The sequence below is a fragment of the Enterovibrio sp. FF113 genome (assembly GCF_041439165.1).
GTDB classification, from domain to species: Bacteria; Pseudomonadota; Gammaproteobacteria; order Enterobacterales; family Vibrionaceae; genus Enterovibrio; species Enterovibrio norvegicus_A.
Genome location: NZ_JBGONO010000003.1, coordinates 149,640 through 170,652, shown reverse-complemented (window position 1 = coordinate 170,652; position 21,013 = coordinate 149,640). Strand labels below are relative to the sequence as shown.

The following is a 21,013-nucleotide window of genomic DNA, read 5'->3' as shown; positions in this document are numbered from 1 at the left end:
GTGCGTTTAGCCGCTTAGATGCTATTTTGAAATTGTCACTCAGGCTTCATCGGTTTCCCACGCTTGCTTCTTACGATACAGCGTCGAGGGGCTGATTTGTAGCAACACGGCCGCTTTGAGCACATTGCCACCACAATGTGCGATGGCTTTTTGAATGGCTTCGCGCTCTAAATCACAGAGTGGACGTATACCGTCCTCTGCATTGGGTGATGAGATTTGATTGTCTATTGCGTTGGCATGGTTTACGGGCTCGGGTATCGCCAAATGTGCCAGCGATTTGATTTCCTGATCGCTTAAGGTTTCATTCAATGGTGGCGGAAGTTGTTTGATGCTGACCGCATCGCCATCATGCAATACCACCACGTTACGAATCACGTTTTGAAGCTGACGCACGTTACCCGGCCATGGGTAGTGGCGCAATACCACTTCTGCTTCGGGCGTAAAGCGCGAGAATTTCTTCCCTTCCTCTTGGGCATAGGTCACCAAAAAGCTCGTCGCAATCGACAAAATGTCATCACCACGTTCTCGCAAAGGCGGCATGGCTAAAGGTACAACGTGCAATCGGTAATAAAGGTCTTCACGAAAACGCCCTGCTGACACTTCTTGAAGTGGATCTCTGTTGGTGGCGCACAAAAAGCGAATATCGGCGCTTTCCTCTTTGCTTGCCCCCACTTTTTGGAAGCGTCCGGTTTGAATGAAACGCAGGAGTTTCTTTTGCAGTTCTAAATCCATTTCGCAGATTTCGTCAAGAAACAGTGTGCCGCCTTCAGCTTGAGAAGCGGCCCCTTTACGGTCATTACTGGCACCCGTGAATGCCCCTTTTATATGACCGAAAATTTCGCTTTCCATCAAATCGTGGGGGATCGCACCACAGTTGAGTGCAATGAAAGGCGCGTTGGTTCGAGGGCTTTGGTGGTGAATGGCTTCCGCACAGACTTCTTTGCCTGTGCCGCTTTCTCCTGTAATAAATACAGTCGCTTTGCTGGGGGCTGCAGCATCAATAATGCGATACACATTTTGCATCGGCAGGCTGGAACCAATGAATCCTTGATAGGTATTGCGTTCGAAGTTGCTTTGGATGTCTTCAACCAACCCTTGAAGTCGCGTGCGTTCGAGCTGATTTCTAATCGTGGTTTTCAGACGCTCAGCACTGACGGGCTTTTCGAGAAAATCCACCGCGCCTTGGCGCATTAAATCTACGGCGGTATTGACAGAGCCATGGCTGGTCACCACGATAACCGCGCATGGGATTGCCTGCTCGTTGATCCACTGGAGGATTTTCTCGCCGGACATGTCCGGCAGTTTGAGATCCAGCAAAATCAAATGAGGTGTCGAAACCTGAAGGTGATCAAGTGCAGCTTGGCCAGTTCCAAGGCAAGTAAGCTCAATGGGCTCGTTGGCAAGGTACTGCATATAAAGGTTCGAAAGAGGCTCCGAATCCTCAATGATAAGCACGCGATACGTTGACTTCATGTGAAAAGAATCCCTTTTTTTACTGTCTGCCTACGTCATGCCATCGTAAGGTAAAGGAGACGTAACGTTATGATAGTTATTTATATTCAGCGTAAGACAGACTTGTTCTGTCTACGGTTTATTTCTTTGTGTTGCTTTGCTCGGTAAAGCCGAGAAGCATTCTTTCTTCTAATGCACTTAACGATGCTGGCGCTTCTTTTCCTAACGACGAAGCGATGTCTAAGGCTTGTTCATAGTCTTGATTCATGCATTTTTGTTCTAGTTCACGACAAAGGCTGCACAGTAAACTGTTGCCATGAGACGCGGCGCTGCTGCCTAAGGTGTGCGCCTCAAATTCCAAGGCGTAATAGTCATTTTTAGCGGCTGCGTCCGCGATCTTATCGATGCGTTTTTTTGCATCTGTGATGTAAAAAGCGATCAGATTTGGCACCACGTCTGCTGATGTGTCCTGCACCAATTGGTTTAAAGTACCTTCATTCACCATTTCTTGGCTGGTTGCGGGTGCAAGTGCAGTGTTTGGTTCATCTTGTTCAGGCGCAATGACCATGTCGTTCTGACTCAGAGCTACCGTTTTGGGTTGCCAGCGTGCGAGACAATCTAGAATGGCTTGTCGTGTAAACGGCTTTGAAACGAAATCATCCATGCCCACATCGAGAAAGTGCTCTTTGTCCCCTCGGATAGCATGCGCAGTCAGTGCAATTATCACCACATTCTTGGCCTCAGAATCGAGGGCACGAATACGACGGGTTGCTTCCATTCCGTCCATTTCTGGCATTGAAATATCCATTAATACAATGTCATAAGGAATACTGGAAACGGCTTCGATAGCCTCTAGTCCATTGCTCACGATGTCGGCGGATAGTCCCGAAAATTCCAGCATGGTTCTCAGCACGATCTGATTGGCAGGGTTGTCTTCCGCCATCAATATACGGATATCTTTTGCAATCGACGCATTGATGGGAAGAGGTTCTGGTGTGGTGACAACACAATCATCTTGTAGCGCCAGGTCCAAATTCAATGCAAAACTAAAGACGGAACCCTTGCCGACTTCGGTGACAACCGACAATTCCCCTCCCATTAGATTGACGATTTGTTTGCAAATCGCTAGGCCCAATCCACTGCCTTCATGCCCGCGATCATAGTTACCTTCGGCCATGGTAAATTCGTTGAACAGTGTTGGGAGGTGGCTGCTATCGATGCCGATGCCAGTATCCACCACGTCGATTTGTATCTGACTATAGGTGGAACTTTGATGATTACATGTCAGCGACACTGTGACTGTGCCGCGCTTGGTATATTTAACGGCGTTGGACAACAGATTAAGTAAAACCTGTCGGATCCTGTCACCATCACCAATGAGGTATTGCGGTGCTGAGTCAGAGATTTTAGCCGTGAGTCGTAGGTTCTTTTTCTCCGCTTGAGGGCGCATGATGTCAATAGTTTGATGAAACAAATCAAAGACATCAAACGGGTTTTTCTCAAGCGTTAGTTTACCTGCTTCCATTTTAGAAAAATCGAGGATGTCATTAATGATGGCTAAGAGGAGTTCGCCAGATTCACGCGCAGTTAGCACCAGTTTCTGTTGTTGATCAGTGAGGGGCGTTTCTTTTAATAAACCGAGAACGCCAAGCACACCGTTCATGGGGGTGCGAATTTCATGGCTCATGGCGGCAAGGAATTGACTCTTGGCACGGTTGGCATTTTCAGCCGCTTTTTGTGCCTCTAAGAGAATCTGCTCCGTGTTTTTTTGTTCAGTCAAGTCAAAGAAATGTGCCACGTAGTGGGTTAACTGTTCGTTTTCATCTTTGACTGCCGTGATACTCATACGGACCGGAATGACACGTCCTTCTTTGTGAAGAAACGTAATCTCACCTTGCCAGCTGTCGTTTGCCAATAGTGTTCGCCATATTCCTTTATGAAATGCTGCATCGTGAGGGTTGGCGGTTAGTGATCGCGGTTTTTCACCTTTGACTTCTGTCCCTGAGAAACCAGTTATCTTGGTAAACGCAGGGTTGGTGCGAATGATGTGCCCTTTACTGTCGGAGATAAACATGGCTTCTGAGGATTCAAAGGCATGGGCGGCAATTTTCAGTTCAGTCTGATCTTTAAGTTGTTGTGTGATATCGCGAATGTAGGAGACGAAAATATGCCCTTGCTCAGTCTTGGCGGGCGAGATGGAAATTTCGATGGGAAATTCTCGCCCACTTCGTCTTATGGCCGACAACTCAATACGTTGATTGAGAACGGGACCTTCTCCCGTAGAAAGGAAATGACGCATTCCCTTAATGTGTGCTTCGCGCATGGTTTTTGGGACGATGGTATCCGCCATGGCTTTACCTACCACTTCGTGGCGTTCCCAGCCAAATATCTGCTCTGCTACGGGGCTAAACTCAATGATAATATCGTTGTCGTTCGCCACAATAATCGCATCGTGTGACGCGTTATAAATGGCTTCGTTTTTCTCTTCTATCTGACGTGCTTCACTGTAGGAGTATTTTTGATTTTTAAGCGAAGCGTGTAATGCGTTATAGCTGTTGTCCAGCTTCTCGCGCATTGCGTTGACCATACTCACTGTTTCGCTGACATCATCTTGATAGAAAAACTGAAAGTGAGAAGGGGAATCTGACGTGTCACTGACATCGTGCAATTGCCGAAGTGGGCGAGTAACCGCAACCATCATCATGTGGATCAAAATAATGGAGAGAAGACCGACGCCAAGCGTTCCCCAAATAAGCAAATGTTCAGAGAATAAGGCGACTGGCGTGGGGGAATGATCATAGAACCCAATCACTACCCAACCTTTTGGGTTACTGACATCGCCAATTGGAGCGCTCCTCGTGGCGAGTTCGCCAGATGCGTCCTTATTTAATTGACTGTACGCAATGACATTGCCGTATTGTTCAACGCTGAGAAAAGTGAAGCTTTCTTCTGCGATCACACGATTTGTGAAGGCTTTTAGCCCCACCAGATCTTCATTTTTGATGTAATCGTGTGCTGCAGCTGCCGTAATGTTAGCGATCTGCTGAATATGATTGTCGGGAACGTCAGCGTTGGTTTCGATATGACGATTAAAAGACATGACAATCAGCGCCATGAGAATAAAAGTGAACGCGCAAACGGTGACAAACACAGTTTTAAGGTTGATATTCAGAGCGCCCCCTTACTTGCAGTTTAATTATTGATACTTAAGTGTCAATTTGAAGATGTCTGCGCTTTTGAGTTTAGACCAGTTTGAGCGCTTATATTTTTTCCTGCGGCGCGATTTGGAGCAAAATCAGCGTCGCATCGTCTTTGTGTCGCTCGCCGTAATGTTCAAAGGATTGCATGACCGCCTCAGTTGCTTCATGAAGGGGTAACGCCAGTGTTTGTTGCAGGGCTTCCATCACTTTATCGGTGAGTTTTTGACGCGCAGCGTTGTCTTCGGCGGCTTCAAAAAGCCCATCAGTATAAATGGCGATTCGCTCTCCCTCTTTGACGTCTAATGACAGCACCTCGTATTCTGCGCCATACAATACGCCGGGCAGAATGCCGCCTATGTCTAAGGTTTGTACGTCGTTGGCCGAGACTTTGATGGGAGCAGGGTGGCCGGCGCTGGCAATTTGCATATGGCCATTATTGAACAAAGCGATTGAGCTGCAGGTGAGGATAACCTGTGACAATAAGTTATCTTCAAGGGCGCAGTCTGAAAGGCGATTAAGCAATGTTGCGCAAGGGTCATCTTCCTTTTCGACCTGATACATTAGGCCGCGAAGGTAGCCGCCGTAGGCGTATGAGAAAAACTTAGCCGCCACGTCATGACCCATGACATCGGCAACGTTGAGCATGAGAAAATCGGGGGTGTCGCGGTATAGCACCAGATCGCCGCCACCTATTCCTGTGTTTCTACTCGCAACTGCCAACTCCCAACCGTGTGACGACCGAGGTAAAGAAGGAGTGAGCGCGTTCGTGATTCGCTGATTAATTTTGTTCGTTAATTGGCGATAGATTTGGTCGGATCGATTCAGTACCCGTTGCACACTTTGCATGAGCGACGTTTTGGCCACGGGTTTGACCATGTAGTCATCAATGCCTAATCCCAGCGCATTGTTTCGTGTTTCTGGGTTGTCGGAAAACGTTAAAAAGATAAAGGGTGTGAGCAGGGTGTTGGTATGTTCATGGAGTGCTTTTTTGAGGCTTAATCCGTCCATGCCTGGCATGCGAATATCCGAGATCACGAGGTCAACGGGGTGATGCAATAAAAACGCGAGCGCTTTCTCGCCGTTTTCCGCCTCAAAAATTCGATAGTGTTCAGAAAGGTAAGCACTGTATAAGCGGCGTTGACTGTCATCGTCTTCGACAATGAGTACGGTCGGCTTGGTCGTGATCTGTTGGATAGTCCATTTCAGCGTTAAACGGTTGGTACCAAACGTTGTACGTTTGGTGTATTCCATATCATCCGTCAGGCTTTGTATCAGCGCTAATCCCCTACCTCCCTCTTTTTCCTCAAACGTATCTAAGGTTTGCACTCTGTTTGGCAGCGTTGGGTTCCAACTTTGACCATCATCGGAAAGGTGCAATAACCAAGACTCGTTTTGGCACTCCAATGCCACATCAATGAACGTGGGCTGTGGACTGGCATGATTCACCAAATTGGCCGCAGCTTCTGCAAAACACAGCTGAATTTTGTTGGAAAGATGATCACCAACCCCACGCTTTTTCAGTGTTTCACCAATTTCTTTTCTGGCAGAGCTGACCTTTTTGAGCGTAGCGGGACGACATTGGACATTCACAACCGACACCATGGCTAGATCTCCAACGACAACAAGTGGCTACTTAATATGGCTTTTCTTAGTCGTCCTGCAAGTTTCGGCATGCGTTTAGAGAAGCGGCCAATTTCGCGCAAGATTTCGACTTTCAGAGACGGGTTATTCTTATCGTTGAGTACGCAGCCCAGTAAATGTGCGCCTGCATCATTGAGCTTTTTCACGGATTCAGAGGCTTGCGCTTCCGTAGTTTGCCCTGTCATAACGACCATTATGGTGCCGTCTGCGGCAGCGGCGACTCGCTCTGGGGGAATATTATTGGCATTGAGGCGTGAAATTGGCGAGGTATCAAAAATGACAAGGTCGAAATCTTTGTGCCACTGCTTTACATACTCTTCCAATGAACCAGGACGGCGTAACTCCATGATAGTTTCACGTTTAGATGGCGCGATGATACCGGTGAAGTAAGCGTTTTCGCCTGAAACGCCAACTAATTCAGGACTAGGAAGCTGGTGGTTATCATAGGTTGTGACTGTCATGCCTTGGCTTTCAAGGCTGGGGTGATAAAGGTTTAAATCCACCACCAGTGTGGATTTTCCCGCCAGCAGCGATCGGTGTGCAATGGCACTGGCTAATGACGTTACACCTTCACCAGACTCTGTCGCGGTGAGTGCGAGGGTTTTGTAGTCATTGCGAACAATCTGAAAGTAAATACGCTCAACTTCAATGTTCCATGGAGGGATAATCATCACAGTACTCCTATCAGTGCGGCGATGCCGACGAGTTGGAAGATGTCCGTAATACCTTGACGGATTTTCTCAGCAGTACTCTCTTCTTGGGTTGGCACGTAAACAGTGTCACCCACGCGCAAGACGGGAAGGTCTTGGAAGCGCGCCGTACGGCTAAACTCCGACAGGTCAAAGGTTCGAGCTTGATCACGACAGCAGGACATATTGACGACCGTGATTTTTTCAATATAGGCATTTGAGCTTGGTCCACCGGCTTCTGCCAGCAAATCTAAAATGGTCATGTGGTCATCGAAGTCATAACGACCGGGACGGCTCACTGCGCCAAGAACACGAATGGTTTCTTCTTTAGGGCGGTCCAACCAATTACCGTTCTTTTCAGGGATGTAAATCGTGTCACCAATATTCACTTCAGGCAAAATTGTGGCATCGCCCGTTTCGAAAAACAGGGCGAGATTGAGTCGGCTTACGCGAGCCACTTTGCCATCAAGATGGGTGATGCGAATGTTGTGTATATCAGCGGATGCGGTTGGGCCATCAGCGGCGGAGAGAATATCCAAAAAGTGCATCTCTTCCGTGAATTTATAGCGCCCTGGTGCGCCGACTTGCCCAAAGACATAAATCGATGTGTCTGAACTTTGGCGAACCCATTTTGCTTTGTTTTCCGTGGGGTCGTCAGGAAGATCGTGTACACGTATCGTAGAGCCAGCATTGACTGGGGGTAATTCTGAATCGGACAGACCGTCGCGAATAAAGGTGTCGAGGTTAAACACGAACACCTCAGATTTTGTGGGAGAGACAGGCGTGACCACTTCGATCTTGCTGGTGTCAGCGCGTGATGTTGGCCCCCCTACGTGGGCAAGTAAATCCAGCAATGACATCTCACTCGACCATTCCACGCGGCTTGGGCGTACCACTTCACCGAGCACGCGTACCGCTCTGTCAGGGGACACTTTCAACCAAGATTTTTCATTCATGTCGAGTTTTTCAGGAACGAAAATGGCGTCACCCGGCTGCACCAGTGGCAGTGGACCCGTCAGTTTTCCTTCTGAGAATAAAGTTAGATCGAAGGGCACCGTGTTGCCATTCGCTTTAATAATGCGTATCTGCCGGCTTTCAGCAAAACGAGTTGGGCCACCGGCATTGGCGAGAATATCGATAAAGGTCGCGCCTTCTTTACCTTCATAGGCGCCGGGCTTGGCGACTTCACCCATCACATAAACTGTGTTCGAACCGGTTTTGATTTCTTCTTCTTGTTTAGGCACAAAAATGGTGGAACCTTCAACAATGTTGGGCAGTAAGTTTTCGTCGCCGCTGTCCAGATACTGCTTCAGATTGAAAATGCGAGGCTTGCTTTGAGATATAACGCGGATTTGCTCAACCGCCGCAAAGCGTGTTACGCCGCCCGCGCGCATCAATAAATCCACTAAATTGTTTTCTTCTTTGGCGGAAAAACTGCCGGGGCTAATGACTTCGCCAAATACTTTAATGGCTTTTCTGTCCTCGGCGGCGTCACCGGAATCAGCCAGTTGTGATGGGTCGAAGCTTTGTTCAACATTACCCGTCATCGGCGAGGCAGGAATAAACAAAGTATCGAGCGACTTGAGGTCGGGTAACAAACTGTCATCGCCCGAATCTAGGAACTTTTTGTAGTCAAAGATAAGGACTTCTTCACCACGACGAAGCTGAAAACGGTCGAGTTGTGCGCCGGGGCGAAGCCCTCCCGCCGCATACAGTGCCATTTGAATAGACGCGTTATCTTTTAGGGTGAATTCACCGGGCTCAGCCACATACCCTTGAATGGTAACGAGAAGCTGGCGTTTGCTCACGAATACTTGAAGGGAAGACAAATCGCGGATCACTGAGCCTAGTGTCTCTTGCACCGCTGCGGACAGTTCGGTTTCTGTCATGCCTGCCGCTTCAATCATGCCGACTTCGGGCAGTGTTAGGCGGCCTTGGCGGTCAATTTGAAACTCTTGATTAAGCGTGACTTCACCCGGCAACATGATGGCGATCTGATCGCCAATTTGCGCTTGATACTCTTCTGCATGTGCACTAATGACACTCAGCATTGAGAACAAGATGAAAGTCAGGAGGCGTTTCATTGTGAGCCTCCTAGGCTATTGTTGGCTTTTGAGCGTTCAACCAATTCTATGGACACGCGACGATTGACGAGACGTTCCTGCGGGGCGTGGCCTTTAAATAAAGGATCGTTAGCGCCGACGGCAGCGACGGTTAACCGTGATGGCGCAATGCCAAAAATCTGCAAATATCGTTTTACTTGATTGGCTCGAGCAAGTGACAGTGCTTGGTTTGCTGCTTCATTTCCCACGGAGTCGGTATGACCAGTAATGTGCAGCGAATACTGTGGGAGTTCTCGAAGCAGATGCGCCGCTTCGGCCAAGTGACCCATGTATTTGGGGTTTACTGCTGGTGAGTTAAACGCAAATTGGTTATCGATATTGAGTAGTGCATCAATTTCTGTCGCCAGCGCCGCAGATGAGGCATAGCTGATGTCACCTGGTGGGCTGCATGCGCCGCTATGTTTAACGGCATCGAGTTGTTTTTCAAGACGCTCAAGCGCAGCGCGTTGAATAATGAGGTCGTTAGCGGCGTCGAATTCTAGGTCACCGTGTAATTCTCTAACAATGCGGTCTTGCATGCGACGAGCTTGCAATACAGTGGCGGGGAAACAGAGTTCGGCACCTTCCAGTACCAACACATCTAAATGGCGAGCGGATAATTCCCATTCAAAACGCAATCCATGCTCTGGCCCCAATGGTTGGTCGGCTAAAACCGGAGAGAGCGCTGAATAGTGATGTTCGGCCATGCCACCTTGACCGTGATCGGGAAACATTGAGCAACCTGATGACAGAGCTGTGATGGTGATGAGCGCGAAAATTTTTCTCATGACGTTTCCCTTGTCAGGTCAGCGTGCAATTAACTAGCGGGTGCCGCTTCAACTGAAATTGCGCTGTTAATGCGCAACAGTTGAATGATTTCCATAGGCTGACCGTGAACATGGGTAAGCGCCAAGGTTTTTCCGCATGCTTTCAATCGTTTAAACAGGAACACAATGGCACCAATGCCGGAACTGTCTAAAAAGTCCACTTGGCCGAGATTTAACGTGATATCAGATAAAGGATCTGCGCCTACCAGCGCATCGAGTTCAGGTTGAAGCTCACTACAGCCTTGAGCATCCATGTCCCCTTGAATGAGGATGAGAAGGGAGTCATCAGGTTGTTGGATACGTTCGATTTGCATGTTGTATAGCCTCTCCGTTATGAGCACATGTTCTTAAGCGAAATGCATGCCAAGTATTTTTATTCTTATTAAACATAAGGATATATTTACTTGTTCATGAGGGGACAGGGAGTTTCTCATTCTGACAATGAAATTGGGAAAAGCCATTTTGGCATGTCCCAATTTCATTCTCTTTGGCTCACAATGATGTTAGTGACTTGCTCGTATCTCTAAAAAAAAACACCTGTCCATTTTTAAAGATAGTTTTAAACTCTCGAAAGCGACACTTAGTTATGCTCGAAGACACGCGTTATGCCTTGAAACTGATATGTTTTCGCCCTGTCCAGTTGGTGATGACATCAATCATTGTTTGTTTGTTGACGGGTTTGGCGAGGAAGTCATCCATGCCTACTTGGCGACATTTGTTTCTGTCTTGTGCGCTGACATTCGCGGTCATGGCGAGAATGGGCGTGGTACGTCCTTGTTCATTGAGGTCACGAATAGCTTCACATGCGGTGAATCCGTCCATTTCTGGCATCTGTAAATCCATCAAAATGATTTCATAGTGTGCGTTTTCGATGGCTTTAATCGCTTCTTTACCGTTGCTTGCTATTGATACCTTGAATCCAGCGTTTTCCAACATAGTCTGTGCCACGAGTTGGTTGGCGGGGTTATCTTCGACCAACAATATAGTGGTTTCATTTTCTGTTGTGGTCGTTTTGAACGCTTTGCGTTTCGTGCTTGCTTGTAAAGCATCTTCTGGGTAGTGCATTTCACAGGGCAGAGTAATGGTGAATACGCTGCCGACTCCCACTCTGCTTTCTAGTGTGAGTTCGCCACCGAGTAACTCAACCAACCGTTTTGAAATCGCCAACCCCATGCCTACACCACCATAGGTACGAGAAAAGGTTGCGTCCTTTTGTTTGAAAGGTTCGAAAATAAGGGTTTGATACGCGGGTGCAATCCCGATGCCTGAATCAGAGACTTGTAATTTCAAGCCCTTGGGATAGACATGACTCATGGTTAATTCGATTTCGCCTTCTTGTGTAAACTTGAGCGCATTGCAGATTAGATTCGTGAGTATTTGGCTGATTTTCCCTTTGTCAGTGACGGCAATGAATCGATGGTTGAGGCGATCATCAAGAACCATGTCGATGTTTTTAGCGCGGGCATTTTTTTCAAACATCGACATCACGTTTTTGCCTAAAGCGCCGACGTCAAATTCTTCGCTAAAGACTTCAAGCGCACCAACATCAATTTTGGAGTAATCGAGGATGTCATTGAGCTGACTAAGCAGCAATTTGGCAGCGTCATTTGCCATTTTGGTTAAAGGTTTACAATGCACAGGTAACGTTTCTTCGTTCAAAATGTCGATAGCACCCAAAATAGCGTTCATCGGAGTACGGATTTCATGACTCATCGTGGCAATGAATTGTGATTTAGCAATATTTGCAGCTTCAGCGGCTTCTCGGGCGAGCTTTAATTCTGCTTCGCGTTCTTGCTGTCTTTTTAAGTGAATGTCCAAGTCTTCCACGCATTGGTTCAATCGAGAAATTTCATCGTGTGCCGACGAGTGATAGTCGTTCGTTTTTGCAAAACCGAGTAGGCGGCGGTTAATACGCGAAAGTGGGCTGAAAATTAGAAAATGAGAAACAGCAAATATCAGAAGACTCAGCAGCAACAGGGTTAATGCCACGTAGCCACGGATTTGATTACCGTGCTGCGTAATGTCCTGCAGCATCTGTTTTTTGCTCATGGATATTTGCATAGAGCCTATGTATTGGCCCTTTACACTGACGGGATTGACAAAATTTAGCGCCATCGGGTTGTCATCATGCGGCTTGTCACCCCATTGGCCAATTTCGACGCCTTGGTCTGTGATAATGGAGACATAACACAGATCGGGATAGTGTTCGGCCATCAGCAATAACTTCTGATTTAGTGTGCCGGGTTGCTGCGTCACAATATCGTCTGAAAGCGCCGAAATGAGAGCAGAGAAATTCGCTCGGATCTGTGTGTCCATGCGGTTTTCGAGGTAATTGCGTTCAAACCCACGAGCCGCTTCACCTGCCATATAACTCAGTCCGGCAGTCAGTACGAGGACAGAGGCAATGTATTTAAGCCAAAGAGGTAAACGCTTCATAGTAAAGACTCCTTTAACGCAGGTTCGGTTTTGAATATTTGTTTCTGCGGGTTTCATTGTTTGATGGATGAACCTCAGTCGGGTCGCTCCCTTCAGTGTTGGGTTCTGTGTCTTGTTCCCCTGTCGCTACCAGCGATGCTTCGGTTGTTTTGACGTAGTGTGCAACTGAGGCGGTAAGCGCGACGAGAATGTAGATAGGCCAAGTAAACCCTTGGGTCAGAAAGGTGCCTGATACGCAAAATGCGACCATGCCTGAAAATAGCCCTTCTGAAATACAGCGCACTACCGGGGGGTACACATTTGGTTTTTGGGTCACGAGATAGACCGTTTTTTGCGCTGAGCGAAACACGATGAATGTCATGCTTAAAAACGCAGCCAAACCCAAAAATCCGGTTTCACCTAATACGCCGAACCATGTGCTGTGAACCGCATGGTTAAGCCCATCCCAATGTGGGGAATAGAAGAAATAATTGAAGTAGAAATTGTTCAACCCTACGCCTGAAAAAGGGTTGTCGACGGCCATAAAGAAAGCAGCTTCCCAGGCATACAGGCGGCCTTTTGCGGATTCGTCTAAACCTTCTTCTTCTGCACCGCCAGACTTACGGCCACTGATCCCTGCTGCGATAAACAGAATAAAACACAGCACACCGCCGACACTAAACAGCAAGGCTTTCGATTTGACGCGTCGCCATGCAATGGTGCCGAGTGCCGAGAGGATACCTAAGATCCCGCCGCGGCTTTGTGTGGCGATAATGGCTGAAAACAGCGCAATTGCTGTCAGTAAACCCAAGAAGCGGGCTTTTTTAGGTAGACCGTCTGTGATAGCAATGCTGACCGCAAAAGAAAAAGGGAACAGAAGTACGAGCGCCAAATCGTTAGGGTCACCTAATACTGAGCCAATATCTCGACCGACGGTCACCCGCGTTTCTTCCACCATCCCAATGCCGTTCATTTTGTTAAAAAGGGTGACCAGTGCGACCGACATGCCCGACGCCACGATCATAACAAGCGCATTTCGATAGTGCTTGGCATGACAAAGCAACCACGCCAAAGCGGGGGTCATGATGCCGATTTTGACGTAGGTGTTTTTGTAGTAAGCAAAGGCTTCACCGATATTGCCAGAGAGCGGAATACCGATAGTGACGAGCGCAAGAAAGACGTAAAAAGCGTTAAGTTCCTTGCTGTGGAACATCTTGATTTTACCGCTAAGCCCGATGTGCCAAGCCAATGTGGTCAGTGTGCCCAAAGACAACATCAGCGGAATTTTTAGTGAATACAGTTGAGGGAACGCTTCATGGAGGCGAAAGAAGGAAAAAGCAATGAACAGTAAACCCAGTAAAACAGGTTGAGACAGGGTGATCAGAAGGGCCAGCGGGACAAGGCCAATGGCGATAGGGATGACAGGATGAGGAATGATAAACCACACCACACAAGACAAAGCGACAAACATCGCTGTGACGTGCACAAAATGGGTTTTCATTCGCGTTAGCAGCAAGTTTTGCTGTTCGCTCAGCCAGTCAAGTAGTTGCATTACCCGCACTCTTCGTGATTCATACACGGTTACAGCAAAGAGTGTGCCACTTACTGATCTGAAATTTAATTCTATGAAATCAGTTAATTATAAATTCACAGATGTAGACAGAAAAGAAAACCACGCATCAAGGGCGCGGTTTTCTTATTTTGACTGTCAATTCGACAAACTAAACGAACATGGGGGATTTTCCGAATTGGCGTAACTTATTGCGGATGAATGAGACGAATCACCAACGCGCCCGCAGCACGCATAGATTCCACATTGTGGCTGAGTACCACTGCTGATTCAGGCGCGCGATACTGATGTACTTCTTCACCAAAGCTGTCGTATTGAACGGCAAGGAGTTGATCGGTTTCTACATGCTGCATCAGTGAAACTTGCGGCAAAATAAAGCCACCTTGAATGGCACGAAGACTGGTGACGCGCGCACTTTCAATGGCGGGGGTTATCGCCTGAGGCATTTCATCAAGCAGATTATAATGCTTGAAAATATTCATTGCGCCATCGACTGCCCGCGCGACCATAACAGTGTCGGTATAACGGCCCACGCCAAGTTCAACCGTGATGCTTGGAATATTGCTTTCATTCCACACGGTTTCCAATATGCCTGGGTCACCCGGGTCGTCCAAAATCGCATCAGGATTCATCAACCGCGCCATGTTGACGGCATCAGCAATGCGAAAATCTGCAAACGCATACAGCGGGTAAACGGTGCCGGTGGTTTGGGTATGTAGGTCGATCGCGAGTTCCGCGTTTGGCTTCATCAAGTTGTGCCAGATCGCATGAAGAAAACGCTGTGGCTCATTGCCGTCAGCATTACCCGGAAAGTGGCGGTTGAGGTTGCCACAGGATACATCGGGATCAGACGAGAAAAAATCGCGGCTGTGGTTAAGCATGCCGGAGAGATTCAGTGTTGGAATAATGGTTATGCAGCCAGCGATTTCTTTGTTTTTCAGCTCTCGGGCAATGGCTTGCGCTGCCAAGACGCCGTTGTATTCATCGCCATGAACGCCCGCAGTAATGACAATCTTCTTGCCTGCTTTTTCGCCTTTAAATACCCAGACAGGTAAGTGTTGCGATTGGCCTAATGCATTGGTGGCTGCACGGAACCAGAATTTGTGTTGTCCTGCTTCTAGCTGGGTGACATCTAATGCGCTGATCACGGCCAGCCCGTCGATTTGATTACCTTCAATAATTGTTGTCATACTGCGTGTCGCCATACTCTATTCAGGTCAAAAAAAGGCGAGATGTCTATCTCGCCCTTGTTATTCATTTATTGCCTTGGGCATGCTGCGTTGATGCTAGGCAAAGCCCATCATGTGCGCGCCAATTACCGTGACACTTGCGATGGTAAAAAGCAACAGCATAAAGCGCCAAACAAATCGTGCCCAGTTGCCCCAATCAATACGACATACACCCAGTGTCGCCATCAAAGATGCCGACGTCGGCACAATAATGTTGGTAAAACCATCGCCCAATTGGAAGGCCAGTACCGCGACTTGGCGTGTTACGCCTGCAATGTCGGACAACGGAGCCAGTAAAGGCATGGTGAGTGCTGCTTGCCCAGATCCTGAGGTCACAAAGAAGTTGAACACAGACTGGAACACATACATCAACCAAGCCGCCGCTGCAGAAGGCAATTCACTGATTGCGCCCCCGGCATTGTGCAAAATCGTGTTTAGCACGCTGGGGTCGTCTGAACCGCCACCAAGAAGCAGTAACACGCCCTTAGCGAAGCCAACCAGTAAAGCCGGTGCGAGCATGATACCAGCGCCTTCTTTGAATGCGTCAGCCACATCATTGAAGCGCATGTTGTTGAGCTTAAAAAGGATAGCGATAATGGCGACCACGAAGCCCATGGTGAAGAACTGGGATGCGATTTCAGGAATGTACCATGCATGCATGACCACACCCCAGACAACCCAGATGGTGGTCGCAATCACTGTCAGGATCACTAACGTGTCGCCAAAGCCCCAACGCGCTTCGTTATCTTCTTGTGCTTTGTCTTTCAAATACGCATCAGATTCGAAACTGTAGGAAGCTTTCGGGTTGGCTTTGATTTTGGCGGCATACATCATGGTAAAGGCAATACCAATGAGGGTGAAGCCTGCCCACATCGTCATGCGAAATGACATGCCTGACAGTACAGGAACACCTGCAATGCCTTGTGCGATAGCCACCGAGAATGGGTTCATCCACGAGGTAGCAAATCCCACCTGCGTGGCGACATACGTGACCATCACCGTCGTGATGCCATCATAGCCAAGACGAACCATTAATGGCGCAATGATAATGGCAAACGCGACGGCTTCTTCTCCCATGCCGAATACGGCACCGCCAAGTGAGAACAGCGAAAATAGCACAGGAATAAACAGCGCTTCACTGCCTTTGGTCTTGTCGATGAGCTTCAAGATACCGTTATCAATGGTACCTGTGCGCATGACAATGCCAAACGCACCCCCGATGATCAGCATGAACATGATCACGCCAATCGCTGAACCCCATTTTGAGCCTGAAACCAGACCTTCAAACGGGAAATTCATCAAGCCAATACCACCGCCCGATGCGAAGAATTGTACTTGGTTGTAAACCGAATCTCCGTTTTCGTCAGTGACCAAACGAAAAGACTCAGGGTTGATCACGGTGCGTGTTTTTTCAGCGCCGTCGACCATGAAGGAAATTTGCTGGCTGTCAAACTGACCCACAGGGATCAGATACGTCATTGCAGCAGCGAAAAGGCCAACGATAAAAATCAAAATTAGGGTGTCAGGCATTTGCCATTTTTTGTGATCAGACACCCCATCTTGGGTTTGAACATGTGTTTGAGACATTCCATCATTCTCAAAATAAAAGGGGCATAAAATGTCGTTAAATCCGAATAAAAAGTCAAAGCATTTCATTTGTTGCGGAGAGGTAATTCACTAATCCTTATTTTCGCTCAAAAAGCAGAGAGTATGACTGATTAAGGATTGAGCGGTGTGATAGATGAGTTGCGACAATGCATAAAGAAAAAGAGAAAAAGAGAAAAAGAGAAAGAAAGTAGAAAAGAATGGCTCGACTAGGCAAGACAATGGGAAAACCTGAACAAGATACTGACTGAGAGAAACGTGCCCTCAGCCAGTATTCATTGAAATTAGATTATCGAAAGGAGAGCTTCGGCGCTTTCATCACCAAATACACCGCCAGCGCACAACAGGCAAAGCCGATCAATGTCGCGCCGGAAAACGCTTCATCAAAAAACAGCCAGCCTTGGATGGCTGCCAGCGGCGGAACAAGGTAAATGTATGACGTGACTTTGGATGCCGCACCTTGACCGACCATATAGAGATACAACAAGACAGCCACAACGGAAAGCACGAGCACGGACCAAATCATCGTCAGAGTAAAAGTGAGTGTCCATGTCACCTGGAAACCTTGGACGAACCAAACGACAGGTAAGAATACGACAGCTGCCGCGACATATTGCCACATGGCCGAGGCCACCAAGTTCATACCCTGACAAAAGCGTTTTTGGTACAAGGTGCCGAAGGTAATACCAAGCAGTGCAGAGCCAATGAATATGTAGGCATAAAGCGGTTGCGCATCCATACCCCAGCTCATTTTCCCTTGTACGACAAAAGCAATCCCAACGATGCCTGCAACAAGCCCTAGCCATTGCGAGAAGCTGAGTCTTTCCGCCGAGGTATTCACGACAATCACCGCAGTGAGAATAGGCTGAAACCCTACCAGCAAGGATGACAAGCCCGCAGGCATCCCTAATTGAATGGCGGCGAATACGCCACCTAAGTAGAACCCGTGAATCAAGAATCCGGACACCAGCGCATGAATAAGCAGCTTTCCTCTGGGCATCATCGGTCTCATCACGGCCAGAATAACCAAGAACACCAGCACATTTAGCACCATACGAATCAAGAGAAACGTGGCAGCGTTCGAGTCCAGCAGGCCAAATTTTGCGCCAACAAAACCTGTACTCCAGAGCAATACGAATATAAAAGGGATAGAGCTTTTTAACATCAGTTGGCAATCCTTGGCGAAGACAAATAGCGTGAATGCGACGTGCAAGAGAGTGATTAGAACGTATCTGTTGGAACGCTACAACCTAAGAAAGATTTAACGACTTGAAGTGATGGGTGTGATTTGGTGATGAGTGTGGATTGGGTTAAACGAGAAAAGTTGGGGAGCCAAAGAGAGAACTCGTACATTTGTGTCGACAGACTCCCGCACGCAATGCCTTTTCCTGTTAATTCATAAAGCAAGGTAAAGCTACGTAAATCGGCTTTTTATTCCAATGAAAACAACGATACTAGCGCCGATTTTTGCATAATAAGAAAAAGGAACACGCAATGAAAAAATTGGCAATCGGCGCTTTGGTTCTATTTGGTTTGATGGGAACTGCATACGCTTTTGATACGCATTGGACACACAGTTGGGACATGCCAAGCTTTTCTATGATGGGCTGTGGTCACTGATAAATATTGGGCTTATATCGGTAATTCGATTGCGGAACCGGCAACGTCAAGAAAGCCTAAATCACCAATTTAACGGGTATAAAACGTGATGCGTAAAGAGGGGCTGTCGCCCCTCTTTGATTACTTGAAAATGTGCGTTTATATGTACATGTTATTGTTGGCCAAAGAATCAGCCAATCACGGTCATTTCGTTCAGAGTGAAACTCGCGACAGCGCCGTCTGTTGCCGCTAAGTAGTCAGCAAGATGTTGCGCGCTCATGTGTGTTTGCCAAAGGTCGCGGTTTACCCAGTTTTCATAAAACATGAAGTGTGCTTGGTTCTCGTTGTCCTGGTGCAAGTCATACTGCAAGCAGCCTTCTTCTCCGCGGGTGATCTCAATCAGCTTCAAAAGCTCTGTTTTCACCAATTCAATCTTGTCTTCGTTAGCAATAATGTTGGCGACGATGGTTAATTTGGTCATGTTCTTGTCCTTTTTAAGTTTGACTGTTAGCAGCGTAAATCTGTATTCGGTTTATTAGAACCCTTCCAATACGATCTTTCCGATTGAGCGTCCGGACTCTAATTCTTCATGGGCTTGACGCAGGTTGCCTGCGTTGATTTTGCCCAGATGTTTGCCTGCGGTGGTTTGAATGTGGCCCAAATCAACCAACTCCGCCACGCGATTTAACAACTGGCCTTGCTTATCCATATCTTTTGCTTCAAACATCGAGCGAGCAAACATGAACTCCCAATGCAGCGATAAACTCTTTGGTTTGATTTTGTGAATGTTCATTGTCTTTGGGTCGTCAATCAGTGCAATCTTGCCAAACGGGGCAAGCAGTTCCGTATAGGTATCAAAATAGTCTTCGGTGCAGTTCAAACTGGCAACATGGGTGACTTGGCCAACGTCCAATGCATCGATTTGAGTCTGAAGCGGTTTGGTGTGGTCAACCACATGATCCGCACCCAGTTTGGTCACCCAAGCTTGCGAGCTTTCACGTGATGCGGTTGCAATGATGGTTGCGCCAGTAAGCTGTTTTGCAAGCTGCACTAAGATAGAACCTACACCACCTGCCGCACCAACAACCAAAAGGACATCGCCTGATTTCTCTTTGGATTCTGGATCTTGCTGCGCCAATGCTAGATGATCGAACAAAAGTTCATATGCGGTAATGGTTGTGAGTGGCAGTGCCGCTGCTTCGGAGTCGGATAAGCTTTTCGGTTTATGTCCAACGATGCGCTCATCGACCAGTTGGTATTCTGCGTTGCTGCCCTGACGGCCCAATGCGCCTGCATAGTAAACGATGTCGCCAGCTTGAAATTTGCTAACCTCATCTCCGGTTGCGATCACTTCGCCCACTGCATCCCAGCCAATCACTTTGTACTCGCCATTTTCAGACGCCATGTTCTGGCGAATTTTGTAATCCACAGGATTAACCGCAATGGCTTTGATTTTCACCAAAAGATCATGGCCAGTAGCGATAGGCTGTGGTAGCTCGATATCAAGCAATGACTCTGTATCAGTAATAGGCAGTGAGTTTAAGTATCCAATCGCTTTCATGCTTTATCTCCGAATCCACAATGTTGTGCGTTGAAGAGAGAATAGGTGTTGATTGGTTTGTAATAAACAGCATAATAATTGAATGATTATCAAATTATTTTTGACAATATGTTGATTGAAGATCTGCAAGTCATCCTGAAAGTGGCCGAGTGTCGTAGTATTACTGCCGCGGCGACACAATTGGATATGCGTGTGGCAACCGCCAGTGCGGCGGTTAAGCGTGTGGAAAGCGTCCTTGGTGTTGAGCTTTTTATCCGGACGACAAGGCAGTTGCGCCTTTCTAATGCTGGGGAGCGCTATCTTCCTCAATGTGAACAGGCGTTGTTGATGCTGGCGCAAGCCAAGCAAAATGTGAAAGAAGACCTCGACATTGTCGATGGTGAAGTGCGTATTGCGCTGTCATCAGATTTAGGGCGCAACGTGATCCTCCCTTGGCTTGATGAATTTATGGATACGCACCCAGACGTGAGATTGCGAGCGAGTATCAGCGACAGCAACATTGATTTCTACCGTGATTCGGTTGATATGGCGTTGCGATATGGCTCGCCAACGGATGCAAACGTGTATGGTTTTAAGATCTGCAACGTTCCCCGCGTTCTCTGTGCCACTCAGGATTACCTTATGGATAGCGGTCTCTTAGAGGGTGATCTAGTGGATAGCGCAGCGCAAAGCGGAAGCGTGAACTGCGGAAACAGGGGAAATCGAGTCACCGTTCCGCTGCAAAAATTGCAGCAATACAATGCTTTGCTCTATCAGTTGAATGACGTATTGCATGACGTGTGGGTGTTTTCAGATGGCGAGCGTGAGCAAAAAATCAAGGTGAGGGGGGATCGCGCCTCAAATGATGCTGATTTAGTCAGGCGCTGGTGTGTCTCAGGGAAAGGCTTGGCATCCAAGTCATCACTTGATATGGCTGCGGATCTTCTAGCCGGCAGAGTTATCAGCTTAGATTTAGAGATTCCGCCTGAGCCATCGGAACTTTGGTTGCTCTTTCCTAGCCGTCAATCGATCACGCCCGCCGCCAGATTGCTGCGGGACATGCTGCAAGAGAAGTGCAGAGCATTGCTCAATCAATTGGTTGAAAAAGGGATATTGGATAAGAAAGATCTGATCTAAGGGTCGG

16 protein-coding genes are annotated in these 21,013 nt (G+C 47.7%); 2 read left to right on the top strand and 14 right to left on the bottom strand.

Features of this window, described 5'->3' with window-relative positions; genetic code table 11:
- Nucleotides 1–39 precede the first annotated feature (39 nt).
- From ACED36_RS03710 to ACED36_RS03655, 12 genes are all read right to left on the bottom strand, one after another.
- Nucleotides 40–1,473: a sigma-54 dependent transcriptional regulator gene (locus tag ACED36_RS03710; RefSeq protein WP_016959176.1), complete on the bottom strand. Its 1,434-nt coding sequence runs from the start codon at nucleotides 1,471–1,473 to the stop codon at nucleotides 40–42.
- A 118-nt stretch (nucleotides 1,474–1,591) separates the two neighbouring features.
- Nucleotides 1,592–4,552 carry a PAS domain S-box protein gene (locus tag ACED36_RS03705; RefSeq protein ID WP_241819160.1) on the bottom strand — a complete coding sequence of 987 codons (2,961 nt, stop codon included), beginning with the start codon at nucleotides 4,550–4,552 and terminating at the stop codon, nucleotides 1,592–1,594.
- 160 nt (nucleotides 4,553–4,712) lie between these two features.
- Nucleotides 4,713–6,242, bottom strand: coding sequence for a SpoIIE family protein phosphatase (locus tag ACED36_RS03700; RefSeq protein WP_241819159.1), 1,530 nt, complete (start codon nucleotides 6,240–6,242; stop codon nucleotides 4,713–4,715).
- A gap of 14 nt (nucleotides 6,243–6,256) precedes the next feature.
- Complete coding sequence (locus tag ACED36_RS03695; RefSeq protein ID WP_016959179.1) at nucleotides 6,257–6,964, bottom strand: tyrosine-protein kinase family protein; 708 nt, start codon at nucleotides 6,962–6,964, stop codon at nucleotides 6,257–6,259.
- Nucleotides 6,964–9,066, bottom strand: coding sequence for an SLBB domain-containing protein (locus ACED36_RS03690; RefSeq protein ID WP_371732824.1), 2,103 nt, complete (start codon nucleotides 9,064–9,066; stop codon nucleotides 6,964–6,966). The genes ACED36_RS03695 and ACED36_RS03690 overlap by 1 nt, the downstream gene beginning before the upstream one ends.
- Nucleotides 9,063–9,872: an OmpA family protein gene (locus ACED36_RS03685; RefSeq protein WP_371732823.1), complete on the bottom strand. Its 810-nt coding sequence runs from the start codon at nucleotides 9,870–9,872 to the stop codon at nucleotides 9,063–9,065. The genes ACED36_RS03690 and ACED36_RS03685 overlap by 4 nt, the downstream gene beginning before the upstream one ends.
- A 29-nt stretch (nucleotides 9,873–9,901) precedes the next feature.
- Nucleotides 9,902–10,225 (bottom strand): STAS domain-containing protein, encoded by a 324-nt coding sequence (locus ACED36_RS03680; protein ID WP_016959182.1) that lies wholly within the window; start codon nucleotides 10,223–10,225, stop codon nucleotides 9,902–9,904.
- Nucleotides 10,226–10,514: 289 nt separating this feature from the next.
- Nucleotides 10,515–12,347, bottom strand: coding sequence for a response regulator (locus ACED36_RS03675; RefSeq protein WP_017003826.1), 1,833 nt, complete (start codon nucleotides 12,345–12,347; stop codon nucleotides 10,515–10,517).
- 13 nt (nucleotides 12,348–12,360) lie between these two features.
- Nucleotides 12,361–13,878 carry an O-antigen ligase gene (locus tag ACED36_RS03670; RefSeq protein ID WP_017003825.1) on the bottom strand — a complete coding sequence of 506 codons (1,518 nt, stop codon included), beginning with the start codon at nucleotides 13,876–13,878 and terminating at the stop codon, nucleotides 12,361–12,363.
- 206 nt (nucleotides 13,879–14,084) lie between these two features.
- Nucleotides 14,085–15,101: a succinylglutamate desuccinylase/aspartoacylase family protein gene (locus tag ACED36_RS03665; RefSeq protein ID WP_026024263.1), complete on the bottom strand. Its 1,017-nt coding sequence runs from the start codon at nucleotides 15,099–15,101 to the stop codon at nucleotides 14,085–14,087.
- A gap of 81 nt (nucleotides 15,102–15,182) precedes the next feature.
- Nucleotides 15,183–16,712, bottom strand: coding sequence for a putative basic amino acid antiporter YfcC (gene yfcC / locus ACED36_RS03660; protein WP_083248060.1), 1,530 nt, complete (start codon nucleotides 16,710–16,712; stop codon nucleotides 15,183–15,185).
- A 307-nt stretch (nucleotides 16,713–17,019) separates the two neighbouring features.
- On the bottom strand, nucleotides 17,020–17,895 hold the full coding sequence (locus tag ACED36_RS03655; protein ID WP_016959187.1) for a DMT family transporter: 876 nt from the start codon (nucleotides 17,893–17,895) through the stop codon (nucleotides 17,020–17,022).
- 329 nt (nucleotides 17,896–18,224) lie between these two features.
- Here ACED36_RS03655 and ACED36_RS03650 point away from each other — a divergent pair, with 329 nt between their 5' ends.
- A complete protein-coding gene (locus ACED36_RS03650; RefSeq protein WP_016959188.1) occupies nucleotides 18,225–18,350 on the top strand; it encodes a hypothetical protein in 126 nt (41 codons plus the stop codon).
- 169 nt (nucleotides 18,351–18,519) lie between these two features.
- On the opposite strand, the gene ACED36_RS03645 is transcribed toward ACED36_RS03650, so the two are convergent.
- Together ACED36_RS03645 and ACED36_RS03640 are read right to left on the bottom strand one after the other, a co-directional pair.
- Nucleotides 18,520–18,810 (bottom strand): putative quinol monooxygenase, encoded by a 291-nt coding sequence (locus ACED36_RS03645; RefSeq protein WP_016959189.1) that lies wholly within the window; start codon nucleotides 18,808–18,810, stop codon nucleotides 18,520–18,522.
- 54 nt (nucleotides 18,811–18,864) lie between these two features.
- A complete protein-coding gene (locus ACED36_RS03640; protein ID WP_016959190.1) occupies nucleotides 18,865–19,890 on the bottom strand; it encodes a zinc-binding alcohol dehydrogenase family protein in 1,026 nt (341 codons plus the stop codon).
- 108 nt (nucleotides 19,891–19,998) lie between these two features.
- Here ACED36_RS03640 and ACED36_RS03635 point away from each other — a divergent pair, with 108 nt between their 5' ends.
- On the top strand, nucleotides 19,999–21,006 hold the full coding sequence (locus ACED36_RS03635; protein ID WP_017003820.1) for a LysR family transcriptional regulator: 1,008 nt from the start codon (nucleotides 19,999–20,001) through the stop codon (nucleotides 21,004–21,006).
- The last annotated feature ends 7 nt before the right edge of the window (nucleotides 21,007–21,013 follow it).